Origin of the sequence: Streptococcus sp. ZY19097 (assembly GCF_040731245.1) — a bacterium.
Lineage (GTDB): Bacteria > Bacillota > Bacilli > Lactobacillales > Streptococcaceae > Streptococcus > Streptococcus orisratti.
On record NZ_CP160400.1, the window covers coordinates 1156877 to 1170354 of the forward strand.

Here is a 13478-nt window from a genome sequence, read left to right on the forward strand (position 1 = left end):
TGAGGATAGACTATGAAAACACCCTTTATTTCAACAGCAGATTTAGATAAGATAACGGAACAATTTCCGACACCTTTCCATCTTTATGATGAAAAAGGTATTCGTGAGAAAGCGCGTGCAGTTAACAAAGCCTTCGCATGGAACCAAGGCTTTAAAGAATATTTTGCGGTCAAAGCAACACCGAATCCTACTATCTTGAAGATTTTACAAGAGGAAGGGTGCGGTGTGGATTGTGCGACAGAGGTTGAACTATTGATGGCGCATAAATTGGGCTTCACTGATATTATGTTTTCGTCTAATGATACACCTGAGCGTGAGTATGCCTACGCAAAGGAAATTGGAGCAACTATTAATCTTGATGCTTACGAGATGATTGATTTTATCAAGGACAAGGTTGGTCTTCCTGATACCATTTCTCTTCGTTACAACCCTGGTGGTGTTTTTGCTCTAGGAACGGATATTATGGACAATCCGGAAGAGTCAAAATTTGGCATGACACATGATCAACTTATTCAAGGATTTAAGGACTTGAAAGAAGCTGGTGTCAAAAGATTTGGGATTCATTCTTTCTTGGCCTCTAACACGGTGACTAATGATTATTATCCAACTTTGGCAAAACAATTATTTGAATTAGCTGTTGAAATCAAGGAAAAGACCGGTGTTGAACTCAGTTTTATCAACCTTTCAGGCGGTATCGGCGTTAATTACCTTCCTAACCAAGAACCTAATGATATTGCTGTTATTGGTGAAGGTGTGCATCACGTTTTTGATGAGGTTTTGGTGCCAGCTGGACTCGGTCATATCAGTATTTACACTGAGTTAGGACGCTTTATGTTGGCTCCTCATGGTCTTTTGGTAACAAAGGTTTTACACCGCAAAAAAACTTACAGAGATTACATTGGTGTAGATGCATCAGCGGTCAATTTGCTGCGACCTGCTATGTATGGGTCTTACCATCACATCACTAATATGACTAATCCAAGTGGAAAGGTTGAAGTCGTTGATGTGGTTGGTTCTCTATGTGAAAATAACGATAAATTCGCCAAGCAGCGTGAATTGCCTGAAGCACGTGTTGGAGATACTTTAGTTATCCACGATGCGGGTGCTCATGGATTTTCAATGGGCTATAATTATAATGGACGCCTGCGTTCGGCGGAAGTTCTCTTCCAAGAAGATGGCTCGGCTCGCTTGATTCGCCGTGCTGAAACACCGGAAGATTATTTCGCAACCTTGTATGGCTTTGATTTTGAGAAATAAAGTTTTGGAGCAATAATATACTCGAAACAGAGATTGATAATGTTACTGTGCTATTGCTATTGATGCGCGTTGAAAACGGTCTCTTTGACGCATTGAGTTGTGATGTTTATTAATTAGTATTTACTCAAAGTTAATTGACTAAAAAAAGAAAAATTACAAAGTTATGAAACTCTCTACTCTAGTGAGTAAATGAGTTTCTTTTTGTTTTATCTGTTCTTAAAGGTCTTACTATTTTCTTTGAAAAGGCTACTGGAGTTTGTAAAGCTAACACTTTTTTGCTATAATATAGAACGTAATAAAACTTAGGAGAATTAAAGAATTATGCCAACTTTTGTATGGATTTTATTGATTATCGTAGCTCTTGGTGCTGGCCTTGTCGGAGGTGCTTATATTGCTCGTAAGCAAATTGAGAAAGAACTCGGCGAACACCCACGATTAACCCCAGATGCTCTTCGTGAAATGATGAGTCAAATGGGTCAAAAGCCAAATGAAGCTAAGATTCAACAAACCTACCGTAATATTATTAAACATTCTAAAGAAGCTGCAAAGGCTAAGAAAAAATAGTTTTAGTCTAAATCAATTAGAAAAGACTGTTTTGATGGTGATTAAAAGCAGTCAGCAAACTAGATTCTTGAGCAAAAAGGCTCAAAAAAGAAGAACTCAGTTGGCTCACCAACTGAGTTTTTAAGTGTTCTACGTTCTATTTAGGAAGAAAATTTATGGATAATAGACCAATTGGTTTTTTAGATTCAGGTGTTGGTGGGCTGACAGTTGTGAAGGAGTTGATGCGACAATTACCCTTTGAGGAAATTGTGTACATTGGTGATTCCGCTAGGGCTCCTTATGGACCAAGACCAGCCGAACAAATTCGTGAATACACTTGGGAACTGGTTAATTTTCTACTGACCAAAAACGTTAAGATGATAGTCTTTGCCTGTAATACAGCAACAGCTGTTGCTTGGGAGGAAGTCAAAGAGAAACTGGATATTCCTGTTTTAGGAGTGATTTTGCCTGGATCTAGTGCGGCAATTAAGTCTACTCTGACTGGAAATATTGGTATTATTGGAACTCCGATGACCATTAGCTCAGATATTTATCGGCAGAAGATTATGGCTTTGGCACCTCAGATGGAGGTTAAAAGTTTATCCTGTCCTAAATTTGCGCCACTGGTGGAATCCAATCAAATCAATTCGAGCATTGCTAAAAAGGTAGTGTACGAAAGTTTGGCACCTTTGGTCGGTAGGGTTGATACACTTGTTTTAGGATGTACACATTACCCACTTTTGCGACCAATTATTCAAAATGTCATGGGACCTAAAGTAAAATTAATTGATAGTGGTGCCGAGTGTGTACGTGATATTTCTGTTTTATTGAATTATTTTCAAATTAATCGTAGTAGGGCTGTTGAGATGAAGGAACACTGTTTTTACACAACGGCCAACCCTGAAAGCTTTAAGCAAATTGCCGTTAATTGGCTAGGTCGGGATCTGAGTGTTGAACACGTTGAACTGAGTGATTAGAAGTGAGGTATGAATGAGCGAAAAAATTTACGAATACAGAGATGAACAGAACTGGTTTATCGGAAAAGCTAATTTTGCCAATCTAATTAGCAGTTTCGGAGAAATAGGGAGAGAGCAAGAAGTTTTTCAGATAGGTCATCTCTTAAATCAACTTATCCCTGGGAACTATGATGATGAAAATTATAACCAGTGTGTCAGTATTGAAGTTATCAAATTACAATCAGACTTTAGGCTTTTTCAGTTTGCCTGTGAGGTATTGAATAAATTAAACAATCGTCAGTTCAAGGTTTTTCAACACCAAGGGGCTATTCTGGTAAAAGAAGGAGAACAACTTTTACTGGTACACTTGCCAGAGAGTGGGGTGTTATTAAAAGACTTTTTTGGAAGTGGCAGCATCGATGAGATTGGGGACACTATCTTGATTGCAACGCGCAATGAAGGTAAAACCAAAGAGTTTCGAAAGATGTTTGCAGCTCTAGGCATCAAGGTTGAAAATCTTAATGACTATCCAGACTTGCCCGAAGTGGCAGAAACGGGAGTTACTTTTGAGGAAAACGCTCGTCTAAAAGCTGAAACGATTTCTGAATTGACTGGTAAAATGGTCTTATCTGATGATTCAGGACTCAAAGTTGATGCTTTGGGTGGATTGCCGGGGGTCTGGTCTGCTCGCTTTTCTGGACCAGACGCAACTGATGAAAAAAATAATGCTAAACTATTGCATGAGTTGGCCATGGTTTTTGACAAGGAAAAGCGTTCTGCTCAGTTCCATACAACATTAGTTGTAGCAGCGCCGGGCAAGGAAAGCTTGGTAGTTGATGCTGATTGGGCAGGCTACATTGCTACAGAGCCTAAAGGTAAAAATGGTTTTGGCTATGACCCACTGTTTATTGTTGGGGAAACGGGTCGTCATGCTGCGGAGTTAACAGCAGAAGAAAAAAATGAGCTCTCCCATCGTGGTCAAGCGGTCAAGAAATTGATGGAGGTATTTCCAAAATGGCAAGCACAAGAATAGTTGTGATGAGTGATTCACATGGTGACCGAGAAAATGTTAAAAATATCAAGGAACGTTATCTGGGGAAAGTAGATGCTATTTTTCATAATGGTGATTCTGAATTGTCTAGTTCAGATCCAATTTGGGAAGGTATCCATGTAGTGGCAGGGAATTGTGACTATGACTCAGGATATCCAAATAGTTTGGTTGTCCACTTACCAAATGCAACCATTGCTCAAACACATGGTCACCTTTATCACATTAATTTTATGTGGGATAGGCTGGATTTGTTTGCTCAGGAAGCACAGGCAGATATTTGTCTTTATGGTCACCTTCACCGGGCAGCAGCTTGGAAAGAGGGAAATATCGTTTTTATTAATCCTGGTAGTGTTCTACAGCCTCGTGGAGAAATCAACGAAAAACTCTATGCTTTGGTAGAGATAACCACTGATAGTATCAAAGTTGACTATTACACACGTGACCACAAACTTTTTCCAGCTATTTCAAAGGATTTTTCACGATGATTGCAAAAGAATTTGAACAATTTTTATTAAGCCACCTTGATTCTTATCTTATTCCTGCTGATGATTTAGCAATTTTTATTGATACACACAATGCTGAACATGTTATGCTACTTTTGGCTAATAATGGTTATTCGCGAGTGCCAGTCATTACCAAAGATAAGAAGTATGTTGGGACTATCAGTATCTCAGATATCCTTTCTTATCAATCTAAACATCATTTAGCAGATTGGGAAATGACTTCTATGGATATTGGATATATGGTCAACGATAAAATTGAAACCCTTCCTATTGAGGCAACTCTGACAGAAACAATGCACAAATTGGTGGAATATCCATTTCTTCCTGTTGTTGATAAAGATAATATTTTCATTGGTATTATTACGCGTAAATCCATTTTGAAAGCCGTAAATAGCCTTTTACATGATTTTACCGACGATTATGAGATAAGGTCAAAACATGATTGAGTGGATAGACGCCTTTGTAGCCAGTAAGGAGTTGTCAGAAAATAGCAGAGCAGCCTATTTTTATGACCTTCAACAATTTGCGACGACAGTTTGCGATACCATTACCCGAGAAAAGCTGGCGCTTTATGAACAGTCGCTGACTAAACTCAAGGTTTCTGTCAAGAAACGCAAGTTGTCAGCAGTCAATCAATTTTTATTCTTTCTTTATGAGACTGGTAGAATTGACACCTTTTTTAAGCTGAAGAATAGTGAGAAACTAGTCGCTCAAGTAGTCAAAGAAAATTTGATTGATAGAAGTTTATTTTACCAAGAAACAAAATATATCTCAGGTCAACTGATTGCTCTACTAATCTTAGAATTAGGCCTAGCACCAAATGAACTTAAGGAAATCAAGTTGATTGATCTTGACCTTGATTTTGCTATTTTACGCTTGGGGAAGAGTGGCAGTGTTCGCGTTTTGGAAATTCCACATCAGCTTCTACCTTATTTAGAACGTGCTGTCTCTTCTGATCAGATTTATCTGTTTGATAAGAATGGCAAATCTTACTCACGACAGTGGTTTTTTCAACGGCTTAAAGATTTTTTGGCTGAGATAGGCTTAACAACTTTGACAGCTAAAGATCTGCGTCAGCAATTTATTCTAAAGCAAAAGGAAGACGGGAAAAGCATAAGCCAGGTTAGTCGGCTTCTAGGTCTGAAAAGTCCAATAACGCTGGAGAAGTATTATAAGAATGGATATTAAATTAAAAGATTTTGAAGGACCTCTGGATTTACTGCTGCACTTAGTATCCAAATACCAGATGGATATTTATGATGTTCCCATTGTGGAGGTGATAGAGCAGTACTTGACGTACATTTCAACCTTACAAGCTATGAAGTTAGAGGTGGCAGGTGAGTATATGCTTATGGCCAGTCAGCTTATGCTGATAAAAAGCCGAAAACTTTTGCCTAAGGTAGTAGAAGAGCAGGCAGATGAAGAGGATCTTGAGCAAGTTTTAATTTCACAAATCGAGGAATATCGTCGTTTCAAGGTTCTTAGTGAAGAGATGACACTCCAGCACGAAGAGAGAGCCAAGTTTTATTCGAAGCCAAAGCAAGAATTGATTTTTGAAAATGCGGTGCTGAATCAGGACAAGACTACCATGGATCTTTTTCTTGCTTTTTCAAAGCTTATGGCTGATAAGAAAGAGTCCTTTCGGCGTAATCATACGGTTATTGAGCGTGATGATTTTCGGATTGAGGATATGATGAGTAGCATACAGCAGCGTTTGGCAGTTCAGCCAGTGTTGACCTTGACCACTGTTTTTGAAGAATGTCAGTCTGTTCAAGAAATGCTGACACTTTTTCTAGCGACTCTGGAACTGATAAAAATTCATGAGGCTGTAGTTGAACAAGATGAAAATTTTGGGGATATTATTTTAACCAAACCTACCGAGTAGATGGAGAAGCATGATATGAATTATTTAGCCCAAGTTGAAGCATTGCTTTTTGTAGCGGGTGAGGATGGCTTGAGTTTGCGCCAGTTGGCTAGTCTATTGAATCTTACCCCCACAGCTCTTCAGCAACAGTTGGAAAAATTGTCGCAAAAATACCAAGAAGATGATAGTTCCAGTCTTTGTCTTTTGGAAACATCAAATACTTATAAGTTGGTAACAAAAGAAGTTTTTGCTGACTTGTTGCGTGATTTTGCCAAGGCACCAGTTAATCAAAGTTTATCGCGTGCCAGCACAGAAGTTTTGTCTATTATTGCCTACAAGCAACCCATCACACGAATTGAGGTTGATGATATTCGAGGTGTTAATTCAACTTCTGCTATTAGTAAACTTATGGCATTGGGTTTGATTACAGAAGCTGGGAAGAAAGAGGTTATTGGTCGACCAAATTTATATGCAACGACTGATTATTTCTTGGATTTTATGGGTATCAATGATTTGGCAGAACTTGTTGATGTTTCTGATGTGGAAATTGGTGAAGAAGAGATGACACTATTCAACACCACTGAGATTCCAGAAGAAGAGAAAAATGAGTAATTACCTCTGCTATTTTCATAGCACACCTTGTTGTATATTAGGATAACCAGTGATCCACTGCTATACCCTAGTGAACTATATCAAAAAACACGGACGTGAGTCCGCGAGGAGAAGAAAATGAGAATAAATAAGTACATTGCGCATGCTGGTGTTGCCAGCCGCCGTAAAGCTGAAGAACTTATCAAAAAAGGTCTTGTGACCATCAATGGTCAGGTTGTTAGAGAATTGGCGACAATTGTCAAAGCTGGTGATCTTGTTGAAGTAGAAGGAACACCGATTTACAATGAGGAGAAAGTCTATTATCTTCTCAATAAGCCGCGAGGTGTGATTTCATCAGTATCTGATGAGAAAGGGCGCAAAACTGTTATTGACCTTCTACCTCAAGTAAAGGAGCGGATTTATCCTGTCGGGAGACTTGACTGGGACACATCTGGTTTGTTAATTTTAACCAATGATGGGGATTTCACTGATAAGATGATTCATCCTCGAAATGAGATTGACAAGGTTTATCTGGCGCGTGTTAAAGGCATAGCGACTAAGGAGAATCTTCGTCCATTGACTAGAGGCCTTGTTATTGATGGCAAGAAAACTAAGCCAGCACGTTATAATATTATCAAAGTTGAGCCAGAAAAGAACCGCTCTGTCGTTGAATTGACTATTCATGAAGGTCGCAATCATCAGGTTAAAAAAATGTTTGAAAGTGTAGGACTATTGGTGGACAAGCTATCTCGCATTCGTTTCGGGAATCTGGATTTGACAGGTCTACGTCCAGGTGAATCACGCAGGCTTAATAAAAAAGAAATTAGTCAATTGCATAACATGGCTATTAATAAGGTTAAATGATAAAAAAGCTTTTGATAGCACCTGTTCGCTTTTATCAAAAATTCATATCTCCAGCCTTTCCACCATCCTGTCGCTACAAACCGACTTGCTCGGCTTACATGATCGAAGCTATTGAAAAACATGGGGTCAAAGGTATCCTTATGGGAATTGCCCGTATTCTTCGGTGTCATCCGCTTGTTGAAGGAGGAGAAGACCCTGTTCCAGACCATTTTAGTTTACATAGAAATCGCAACGACTGACACATAAAAATCCCCTCAAGTTATTTTTGAGGGGATTTTTCAATATGAACTCTAGTATTTAGACCATGTTTTTGGAATAAACATGAGAAGAACAGGGTAGATTTCTAAACGTCCTGCGATCATGGCAAAAGACATGATAAGTTTTGAAAATGGGCTAAAAATAGCAAAAGTATCAGATGTTCCAAGCATTGGTCCAATATTGTTAAAGGTAGAGGCAGCAGCACTGACAACGACCATAAAATTATTATTATCTAGAGATAAAATGAGTATGAGCCCTAAAAGAATCATGGCATAAATTGCTAAATATTTTAGGACACCATGCTGTGTTTCTTTATCTAGAGGTTGGTGATTGATGTGGAGTGTGGTAACACGGTTTGGATAAAGTGAAGATAAGACTTGATTTTTTGAAATTTTAGATAATATCAAAGCTCGCATAACTTTTATACCACCAGCTGTTGACCCAGCAGACCCACCAATAAACATTAGTAAGAGTAAGATAACTTGTGAAAAGAGAGGCCAGACAGTAATATCAGTAATTCCAAAGCCTGTCGTTGTAATGACAGTAGCAACCTCAAAAAAGGAATATTCAAATCCTTTATAAGAGGTTTCATAGAGTCCACTGACATTTAGCCAAATTAACACTGTGGAAATAATAACAATCCCTATGTAAGTGCGCAATTCTTCATCACCAAAGAAAGCTTTAAACTTTCTCAAGAGAAGGAAGTAGTAGAGATTAAAATTAATTCCAAAAAGAAGAGTACCTATGGAGACGATGTTCGTAATGAGCGAGCTATTATAGTGAGCGATACTGTCATTATAAACCGCAAAGCCCCCTGTCCCTGCCCCACCCATGGCAATAATAAAACTATCATAGAGAGGCATTCCAGCTAACCAAAGTATTACGGTAAATATGGCGAACATAATCAAGTAGATGATATAAAGAAGTTGAGCGGTGTTTTTTAGTTTAGAGACCACTTTACCAAAGACAGGTCCTGGCACTTCAGCTCGCATGACTTCTAAGTGACTATTTTTACTATTTTCCATAATAGCGAGGGCAAAAACAAGTACTCCCATTCCTCCTATAAGGTGAGCAAAACTACGCCAAAACATTAAGGAAGGAGACAATACAGCTGTGTCAGGAAGGATAGTAGCTCCAGTAGTAGTAAAACCGGAACTCATCTCAAAAAAGGCATTAATGATATTTGGAATTTGCCCAGCAAAGACAAAAGGGAGTCCACCAAAGAAGGCCCATAGAATCCAACATAGTGCAACAATCAGCAAACCTTCCTTTGTATAAATGTGATAATTTTTAGGTTTAAAAATACTTCCCAAGCCACCTAAAAGCACTAGTATTGTCATAGTTCCAAGAATACTTTGGAAAACCAAAGGAGATTCTTGATAAATCACGGCAACGATTAGAGGAACAATGAGTAAGGCAGCTTCAATTAATAGTAACTTGGATAAAAGGTAACGTACCATACTTTTATTCATAGCCTACCTCGCTAGCAAATCAGAGATATGGGTGATATTCTTTAGGAGCGTAATAACGACAATTTTATCTCCAAATTCTAAAATATCATCACCAGTAGGGAAGATCGTTCGTCCGTTGCGAATAATAGCTGCAATCAGCAAATTATTCTTAAATTTAAGAGATGACAAACTTTTTCCAATCATTTTATTACCTTCACGAATTTCAAACTGAAGGGTTTCAATACGTCCATTTGCAACGTGATGCATAGCCTCTAGATGAGAGTCTTGAGCGTTAACACGGCCACGGATGAAATGCATCATGGTGTCAACGGCAATGCTTTTTGGTGTAACAATGGTTGAAAATTGATTGGTATCTATAATTTCAAGTAAGCTTGTGCGGTTAACCTTGGTAATGTTTTTAGCGACTCCAAGTGTTTCTATAAACATTGAGGTGATAATATTTTCTTCATCAACTCCAGTCAATGTTGCCACAGCATCGAAACTTTCGACGCTTTCTTCCTGAAGGACATTTTTAGCGGTTCCATCACCATGAACAATATGGACATTTGGGAATTCTTGGCTAAAGAGCTCGGCACGCTCAAAGTTTGCTTCAATAACCTTGAGATTAATATTTGTGTTTTTGAGTAGGTTAAGTAAATAATATGCTGTTTTACCCGCACCAATAATCATCATATTCTTTACAATCTTTGATTTTACAAAATTGTGAAAAAGAATCATCTCAACACGATTACCAGTAACAAAAATTTTATCACCAGTTTCAAGTGTTGCTTCACCATCGGGAATAATCAAGTCACCTTGACGTTCAATTGCACAGATAACTAAATTGCCAAATTTTTTTCGGAATTGGCTAAGTGTCATCTGACATAGCTTGCTATCATCAACGATTTTGAACTCCATAAGCATGACACGGCCATTGACAAAATGTTCAACAGAAAGTGCGTTGGGAAAGTCAACGGTATTAGCAATATAGCGTGCCGCCAACAATTCAGGATTGACCACAAGGGAGAAACCGAGGAAATTTTTATCCTTAAAGTAAGCATTAGAGTATTCAGGGTTACGTACACGTACTACTGTTTCAGTGGCTCCCATTTTTTTAGCTAGGACAGCTGAAATCATATTAACTTCATCTTTGTCAGTGATGGCAATAAAAATGTCACAGCTTTTGACATCAGCTTGCTCTAAAATTTTAAAGTTAGCACCATTGCCAACAATCCCCATAATATCATGACGTTTAGTGATACGTTTTAGAACAGATTCTTTTTCTTCAATTAAAATGACATCGTGTTTTTCTTCGACAAGTGAGCGACAGAGGGCAGTACCGACCTTTCCTCCGCCGACAACAATAATTTTCATAGCAACCTCCAAATTATACTCTCTATCATACCATTTTTTTGAGAAAATGCACGTTTCTTTAATGTTTAAAATCCTAATAAAATACTGAATTATTACAGTTATATATTTTTTCTGAAAATCTCTTGAAAACTCCTAAAGAGAAGACTATAATCTCTTAGTATTTTAATTATGAGGAGAAGTTATAAGTGTTTACAAAGATGAAAATAGCTCTTATTGGTAAGGCTCTAAAATCTGCCGATGAGGGTGATGAGGAACATTTGTTAACAAAGTCTCAAGCTTTGGCTATGCTATCAAGTGATGCTTTGTCTTCAATTGCCTATGGTCCCGAACAGGTTGTCCTTGTCCTAACAGCTATTTCAGCAGCTGCTATTTGGTGGTCACTGCCGATTGGGATTATTGTTTTAGTTTTGTTAGCAAGTTTAACAATTTCTTATCAACAAGTTATACGAGCCTATCCTAAAGGTGGCGGTGCTTATATGGTATCTACAGAGAATCTCTCGCCCCTTGCTGGTCTAGTGGCTGGTGGAAGCCTCTTAGTTGATTATATGTTGACGGTAGCAGTATCGGTTTCTTCTGGTGCTGATGCAATCACCTCTGCTCTACCAGTACTTAAGGATTATAATTTAGCCATCTCTCTTATTTTGATAGTGGGATTGATGCTTATGAATCTGCGAGGGTTAAGAGAGTCAGCAACTTCTTTGATGATTCCTGTTTATCTTTTTATTGCCTCAGCTTTGTTTTTAATTGGTTTTGGCTTTTTCCAAATTGCGACGGGGCATCTGTCTTACAATGCAACAGCACACGTTGGGAAAGTGGTGCCTGGTGTCGGTATTATTCTTTTATTACGCGCTTTCACAAGTGGTTCAGCCTCTTTGACAGGGGTAGAAGCCATTTCAAATGCGGTCCCATTTTTCAAAAAACCTAAGGAGCGCAATGCGGCCCAAACTTTGGCTATTATGTCCTTGATATTGGGGATTATGTTTGCGGGTATTACTTTCCTGAATTATTGGCTAGGAATTTTGCCTTCCCAACATATTACAATTTTGGCACAAATGGCGAAAATTATTTTTGGAAACTCTGCTTTAGGAAACGCCTTGTTTTATGTATTTCAATTGTCAACGGCTCTTATCTTGGCTGTAGCAGCTAATACTGGCTTTTCAGCTTTTCCAATGTTGTCTTTTAGTATGGCAAAAAATAAATACATGCCTCACATGTTTATGGAGAAAGGGGCGCGTTTGGGCTACTCTAACGGTATTATTACTTTGGCCTTGGGAGCGATTTTACTTTTGCTTTTGTCAGAAGGATCAACTGAACGTTTGATTCCTTTATACACAATTGGGGTTTTTGTTCCTTTTGCTTTGTCGCAAACAGGGATGGTTATTCACTGGAAACGACAATATGGTAAGGGTTTTCTTAGACATTCTTTGGCTAATATTATTGGTGCTGCAATCTGTTACCTCATTATTATTGTTTTATTGCTTTTCCGTTTATCAGATATTTGGCCGTTTTTCCCAATCATCGGTGCTCTGATGTTTCTTTTCATTTCCATTAAGCATCACTATACCAATGTTGCTCTCCAACTACGTTTGACGGATGAAGTTAAGAATATTCAATACTCAGGGAATACAGTCCTAGTACTTGTTGGTAATATGACACAAGCAAGTATCAGAGCGGTCAATTATGCTAAAAGTATTGGCGATACCGTCATTGCTATGCATGTTTCAACCTTGGAAACAAAAGAAAAAGACGAAGAAATTGATGCTGAGTTTCATGACTATTTTCCTGATGTTACCTTTATCAATATTGAATCTACTTACCGTGATATCATCGGTCCGACAGTGTGTTTTGTTGAAAAGATCAGTCGCGAAGCCAATAAGGAAGGGCAAACAATGACGGTTGTTATTCCAAGGTTTGTCCCTAAACACGGTTGGCAAAATATGCTCCACAACCAAATGAGTTTGCGTCTTAAAGCACGTTTACGCTGGCATGAGGATATTGTTATCAGTTCCTACTCTTTCCACTTAAAAAAATGAAAAAAAGAGTTAAAAGGATTGACATTAATATGTAAAGTGTTATAATAAAGTACATGAATTCGTTAGTTTAAATCAAACCTGTTATGATTTAAGGTAATGAATCGCCATCAACCACATTGTCTGCTGAGCTTGACTCCGGGCACTGTGGTTTATTTTTATGTCAAGATGGAGACCAAACATGAACATTGAAGAATTAAATTATCAAGAAAGAGAACATGTTCAAAATCATGTTGTTCTCTTTCAGCCACAGATTCCACAAAATACTGGGAATATTGCCCGAACCTGTGCGGCAACCAATAGCCCCCTTCACATTATCCGCCCTATGGGATTTCCCATTGATGACCGCAAAATGAAGCGTGCTGGTCTTGATTACTGGGATAAACTTGATGTGACTTTTTATGATAGTTTGGATGAATTCATGGAAAAATGTTCTGGAAAAGTTCATCTAGTCAGTAAATTTGCAAGTAAGGTTTATTCAGACGAAAACTACAGTGATGGGCTGGCGCATTATTTCATGTTTGGGCGTGAGGATAAGGGGTTACCTGAAGAATTTATGCGGGTACATGCGGAAAAAGCTCTGCGCATTCCTATGAATGATGAACATGTTCGCAGCCTCAATGTCTCTAATACAGTCTGCATGATTGTCTATGAAGCTTTGAGACAGCAAGCTTTTCCTAATCTTGAATTGAGCCACACTTATGAGCATGACAAGCTAAAGTAGTAGGGAGATAGT

General features: G+C 38.4%; 15 protein-coding genes. 13 read left to right on the plus strand and 2 right to left on the minus strand.

Annotated elements, in window-relative coordinates:
* Window positions 1-12: 12 nt before the first annotated feature.
* The 11 genes from ABZ559_RS05965 (at window position 13) to yidD (ending at window position 7868) form a co-directional block, all read left to right on the plus strand.
* Window positions 13-1257 (plus strand): diaminopimelate decarboxylase, encoded by a 1245-nt coding sequence (locus ABZ559_RS05965; protein WP_367007528.1) that lies wholly within the window; start codon window positions 13-15, stop codon window positions 1255-1257.
* 321 nt (window positions 1258-1578) lie between these two features.
* Window positions 1579-1821 carry a YneF family protein gene (locus tag ABZ559_RS05970; protein WP_018376476.1) on the plus strand — a complete coding sequence of 81 codons (243 nt, stop codon included), beginning with the start codon at window positions 1579-1581 and terminating at the stop codon, window positions 1819-1821.
* 155 nt (window positions 1822-1976) lie between these two features.
* Window positions 1977-2777 (plus strand): glutamate racemase, encoded by an 801-nt coding sequence (racE, locus tag ABZ559_RS05975; RefSeq protein WP_273404899.1) that lies wholly within the window; start codon window positions 1977-1979, stop codon window positions 2775-2777.
* A gap of 13 nt (window positions 2778-2790) precedes the next feature.
* A complete protein-coding gene (locus tag ABZ559_RS05980) occupies window positions 2791-3789 on the plus strand; it encodes a nucleoside-triphosphate diphosphatase (RefSeq protein ID WP_367007529.1) in 999 nt (332 codons plus the stop codon).
* Window positions 3771-4292: a metallophosphoesterase gene (locus ABZ559_RS05985; RefSeq protein WP_367007530.1), complete on the plus strand. Its 522-nt coding sequence runs from the start codon at window positions 3771-3773 to the stop codon at window positions 4290-4292. The genes ABZ559_RS05980 and ABZ559_RS05985 overlap by 19 nt, the downstream gene beginning before the upstream one ends.
* Window positions 4289-4756 (plus strand): cyclic-di-AMP-binding protein CbpB, encoded by a 468-nt coding sequence (cbpB, locus tag ABZ559_RS05990; protein WP_277290781.1) that lies wholly within the window; start codon window positions 4289-4291, stop codon window positions 4754-4756. The genes ABZ559_RS05985 and cbpB overlap by 4 nt, the downstream gene beginning before the upstream one ends.
* Window positions 4749-5498: a site-specific tyrosine recombinase XerD gene (gene xerD / locus ABZ559_RS05995; RefSeq protein ID WP_367007531.1), complete on the plus strand. Its 750-nt coding sequence runs from the start codon at window positions 4749-4751 to the stop codon at window positions 5496-5498. The genes cbpB and xerD overlap by 8 nt, the downstream gene beginning before the upstream one ends.
* Window positions 5488-6195 (plus strand): segregation/condensation protein A, encoded by a 708-nt coding sequence (locus ABZ559_RS06000; protein WP_273404908.1) that lies wholly within the window; start codon window positions 5488-5490, stop codon window positions 6193-6195. The genes xerD and ABZ559_RS06000 overlap by 11 nt, the downstream gene beginning before the upstream one ends.
* Window positions 6196-6210: 15 nt before the next feature.
* Complete coding sequence (scpB, locus tag ABZ559_RS06005; RefSeq protein WP_018376469.1) at window positions 6211-6786, plus strand: SMC-Scp complex subunit ScpB; 576 nt, start codon at window positions 6211-6213, stop codon at window positions 6784-6786.
* A 117-nt stretch (window positions 6787-6903) separates the two neighbouring features.
* Window positions 6904-7629, plus strand: coding sequence for a pseudouridine synthase (locus ABZ559_RS06010; protein ID WP_018376468.1), 726 nt, complete (start codon window positions 6904-6906; stop codon window positions 7627-7629).
* A complete protein-coding gene (gene yidD, locus ABZ559_RS06015) occupies window positions 7629-7868 on the plus strand; it encodes a membrane protein insertion efficiency factor YidD (RefSeq protein WP_367007631.1) in 240 nt (79 codons plus the stop codon). The genes ABZ559_RS06010 and yidD overlap by 1 nt, the downstream gene beginning before the upstream one ends.
* A 51-nt stretch (window positions 7869-7919) precedes the next feature.
* Here yidD and ABZ559_RS06020 read toward each other — a convergent pair whose 3' ends face one another.
* The gene (locus ABZ559_RS06020) at window positions 7920-9359 is read right to left on the minus strand and encodes a TrkH family potassium uptake protein (RefSeq protein ID WP_367007532.1); all 1440 of its coding nucleotides are present in this window, start codon (window positions 9357-9359) and stop codon (window positions 7920-7922) included.
* A gap of 3 nt (window positions 9360-9362) precedes the next feature.
* Window positions 9363-10712 (minus strand): Trk system potassium transporter TrkA, encoded by a 1350-nt coding sequence (trkA, locus tag ABZ559_RS06025; RefSeq protein ID WP_273403484.1) that lies wholly within the window; start codon window positions 10710-10712, stop codon window positions 9363-9365.
* Between the two features lie 197 nt (window positions 10713-10909).
* Here trkA and ABZ559_RS06030 point away from each other — a divergent pair, with 197 nt between their 5' ends.
* A complete protein-coding gene (locus ABZ559_RS06030; RefSeq protein ID WP_367007632.1) occupies window positions 10910-12745 on the plus strand; it encodes an APC family permease in 1836 nt (611 codons plus the stop codon).
* A 178-nt stretch (window positions 12746-12923) separates the two neighbouring features.
* Entirely contained in the window at window positions 12924-13466 is a 543-nt protein-coding gene (locus ABZ559_RS06035) for a tRNA (cytidine(34)-2'-O)-methyltransferase (protein WP_018376567.1), read from the plus strand.
* Window positions 13467-13478 lie beyond the last annotated feature (12 nt).

Coding starts and splice junctions, on each gene's coding strand:
- ABZ559_RS05965 (WP_367007528.1), top strand. CDS start 13: ATGAAAACACCCTTTATTTCAACAGCAGATTTAGATAAGATAACGGAA.
- ABZ559_RS05970 (WP_018376476.1), top strand. CDS start 1,579: ATGCCAACTTTTGTATGGATTTTATTGATTATCGTAGCTCTTGGTGCT.
- racE (WP_273404899.1), top strand. CDS start 1,977: ATGGATAATAGACCAATTGGTTTTTTAGATTCAGGTGTTGGTGGGCTG.
- ABZ559_RS05980 (WP_367007529.1), top strand. CDS start 2,791: ATGAGCGAAAAAATTTACGAATACAGAGATGAACAGAACTGGTTTATC.
- ABZ559_RS05985 (WP_367007530.1), top strand. CDS start 3,771: ATGGCAAGCACAAGAATAGTTGTGATGAGTGATTCACATGGTGACCGA.
- cbpB (WP_277290781.1), top strand. CDS start 4,289: ATGATTGCAAAAGAATTTGAACAATTTTTATTAAGCCACCTTGATTCT.
- xerD (WP_367007531.1), top strand. CDS start 4,749: ATGATTGAGTGGATAGACGCCTTTGTAGCCAGTAAGGAGTTGTCAGAA.
- ABZ559_RS06000 (WP_273404908.1), top strand. CDS start 5,488: ATGGATATTAAATTAAAAGATTTTGAAGGACCTCTGGATTTACTGCTG.
- scpB (WP_018376469.1), top strand. CDS start 6,211: ATGAATTATTTAGCCCAAGTTGAAGCATTGCTTTTTGTAGCGGGTGAG.
- ABZ559_RS06010 (WP_018376468.1), top strand. CDS start 6,904: ATGAGAATAAATAAGTACATTGCGCATGCTGGTGTTGCCAGCCGCCGT.
- ABZ559_RS06020 (WP_367007532.1), bottom strand. CDS start 9,359: ATGAATAAAAGTATGGTACGTTACCTTTTATCCAAGTTACTATTAATT.
- trkA (WP_273403484.1), bottom strand. CDS start 10,712: ATGAAAATTATTGTTGTCGGCGGAGGAAAGGTCGGTACTGCCCTCTGT.
- ABZ559_RS06030 (WP_367007632.1), top strand. CDS start 10,910: ATGAAAATAGCTCTTATTGGTAAGGCTCTAAAATCTGCCGATGAGGGT.
- ABZ559_RS06035 (WP_018376567.1), top strand. CDS start 12,924: ATGAACATTGAAGAATTAAATTATCAAGAAAGAGAACATGTTCAAAAT.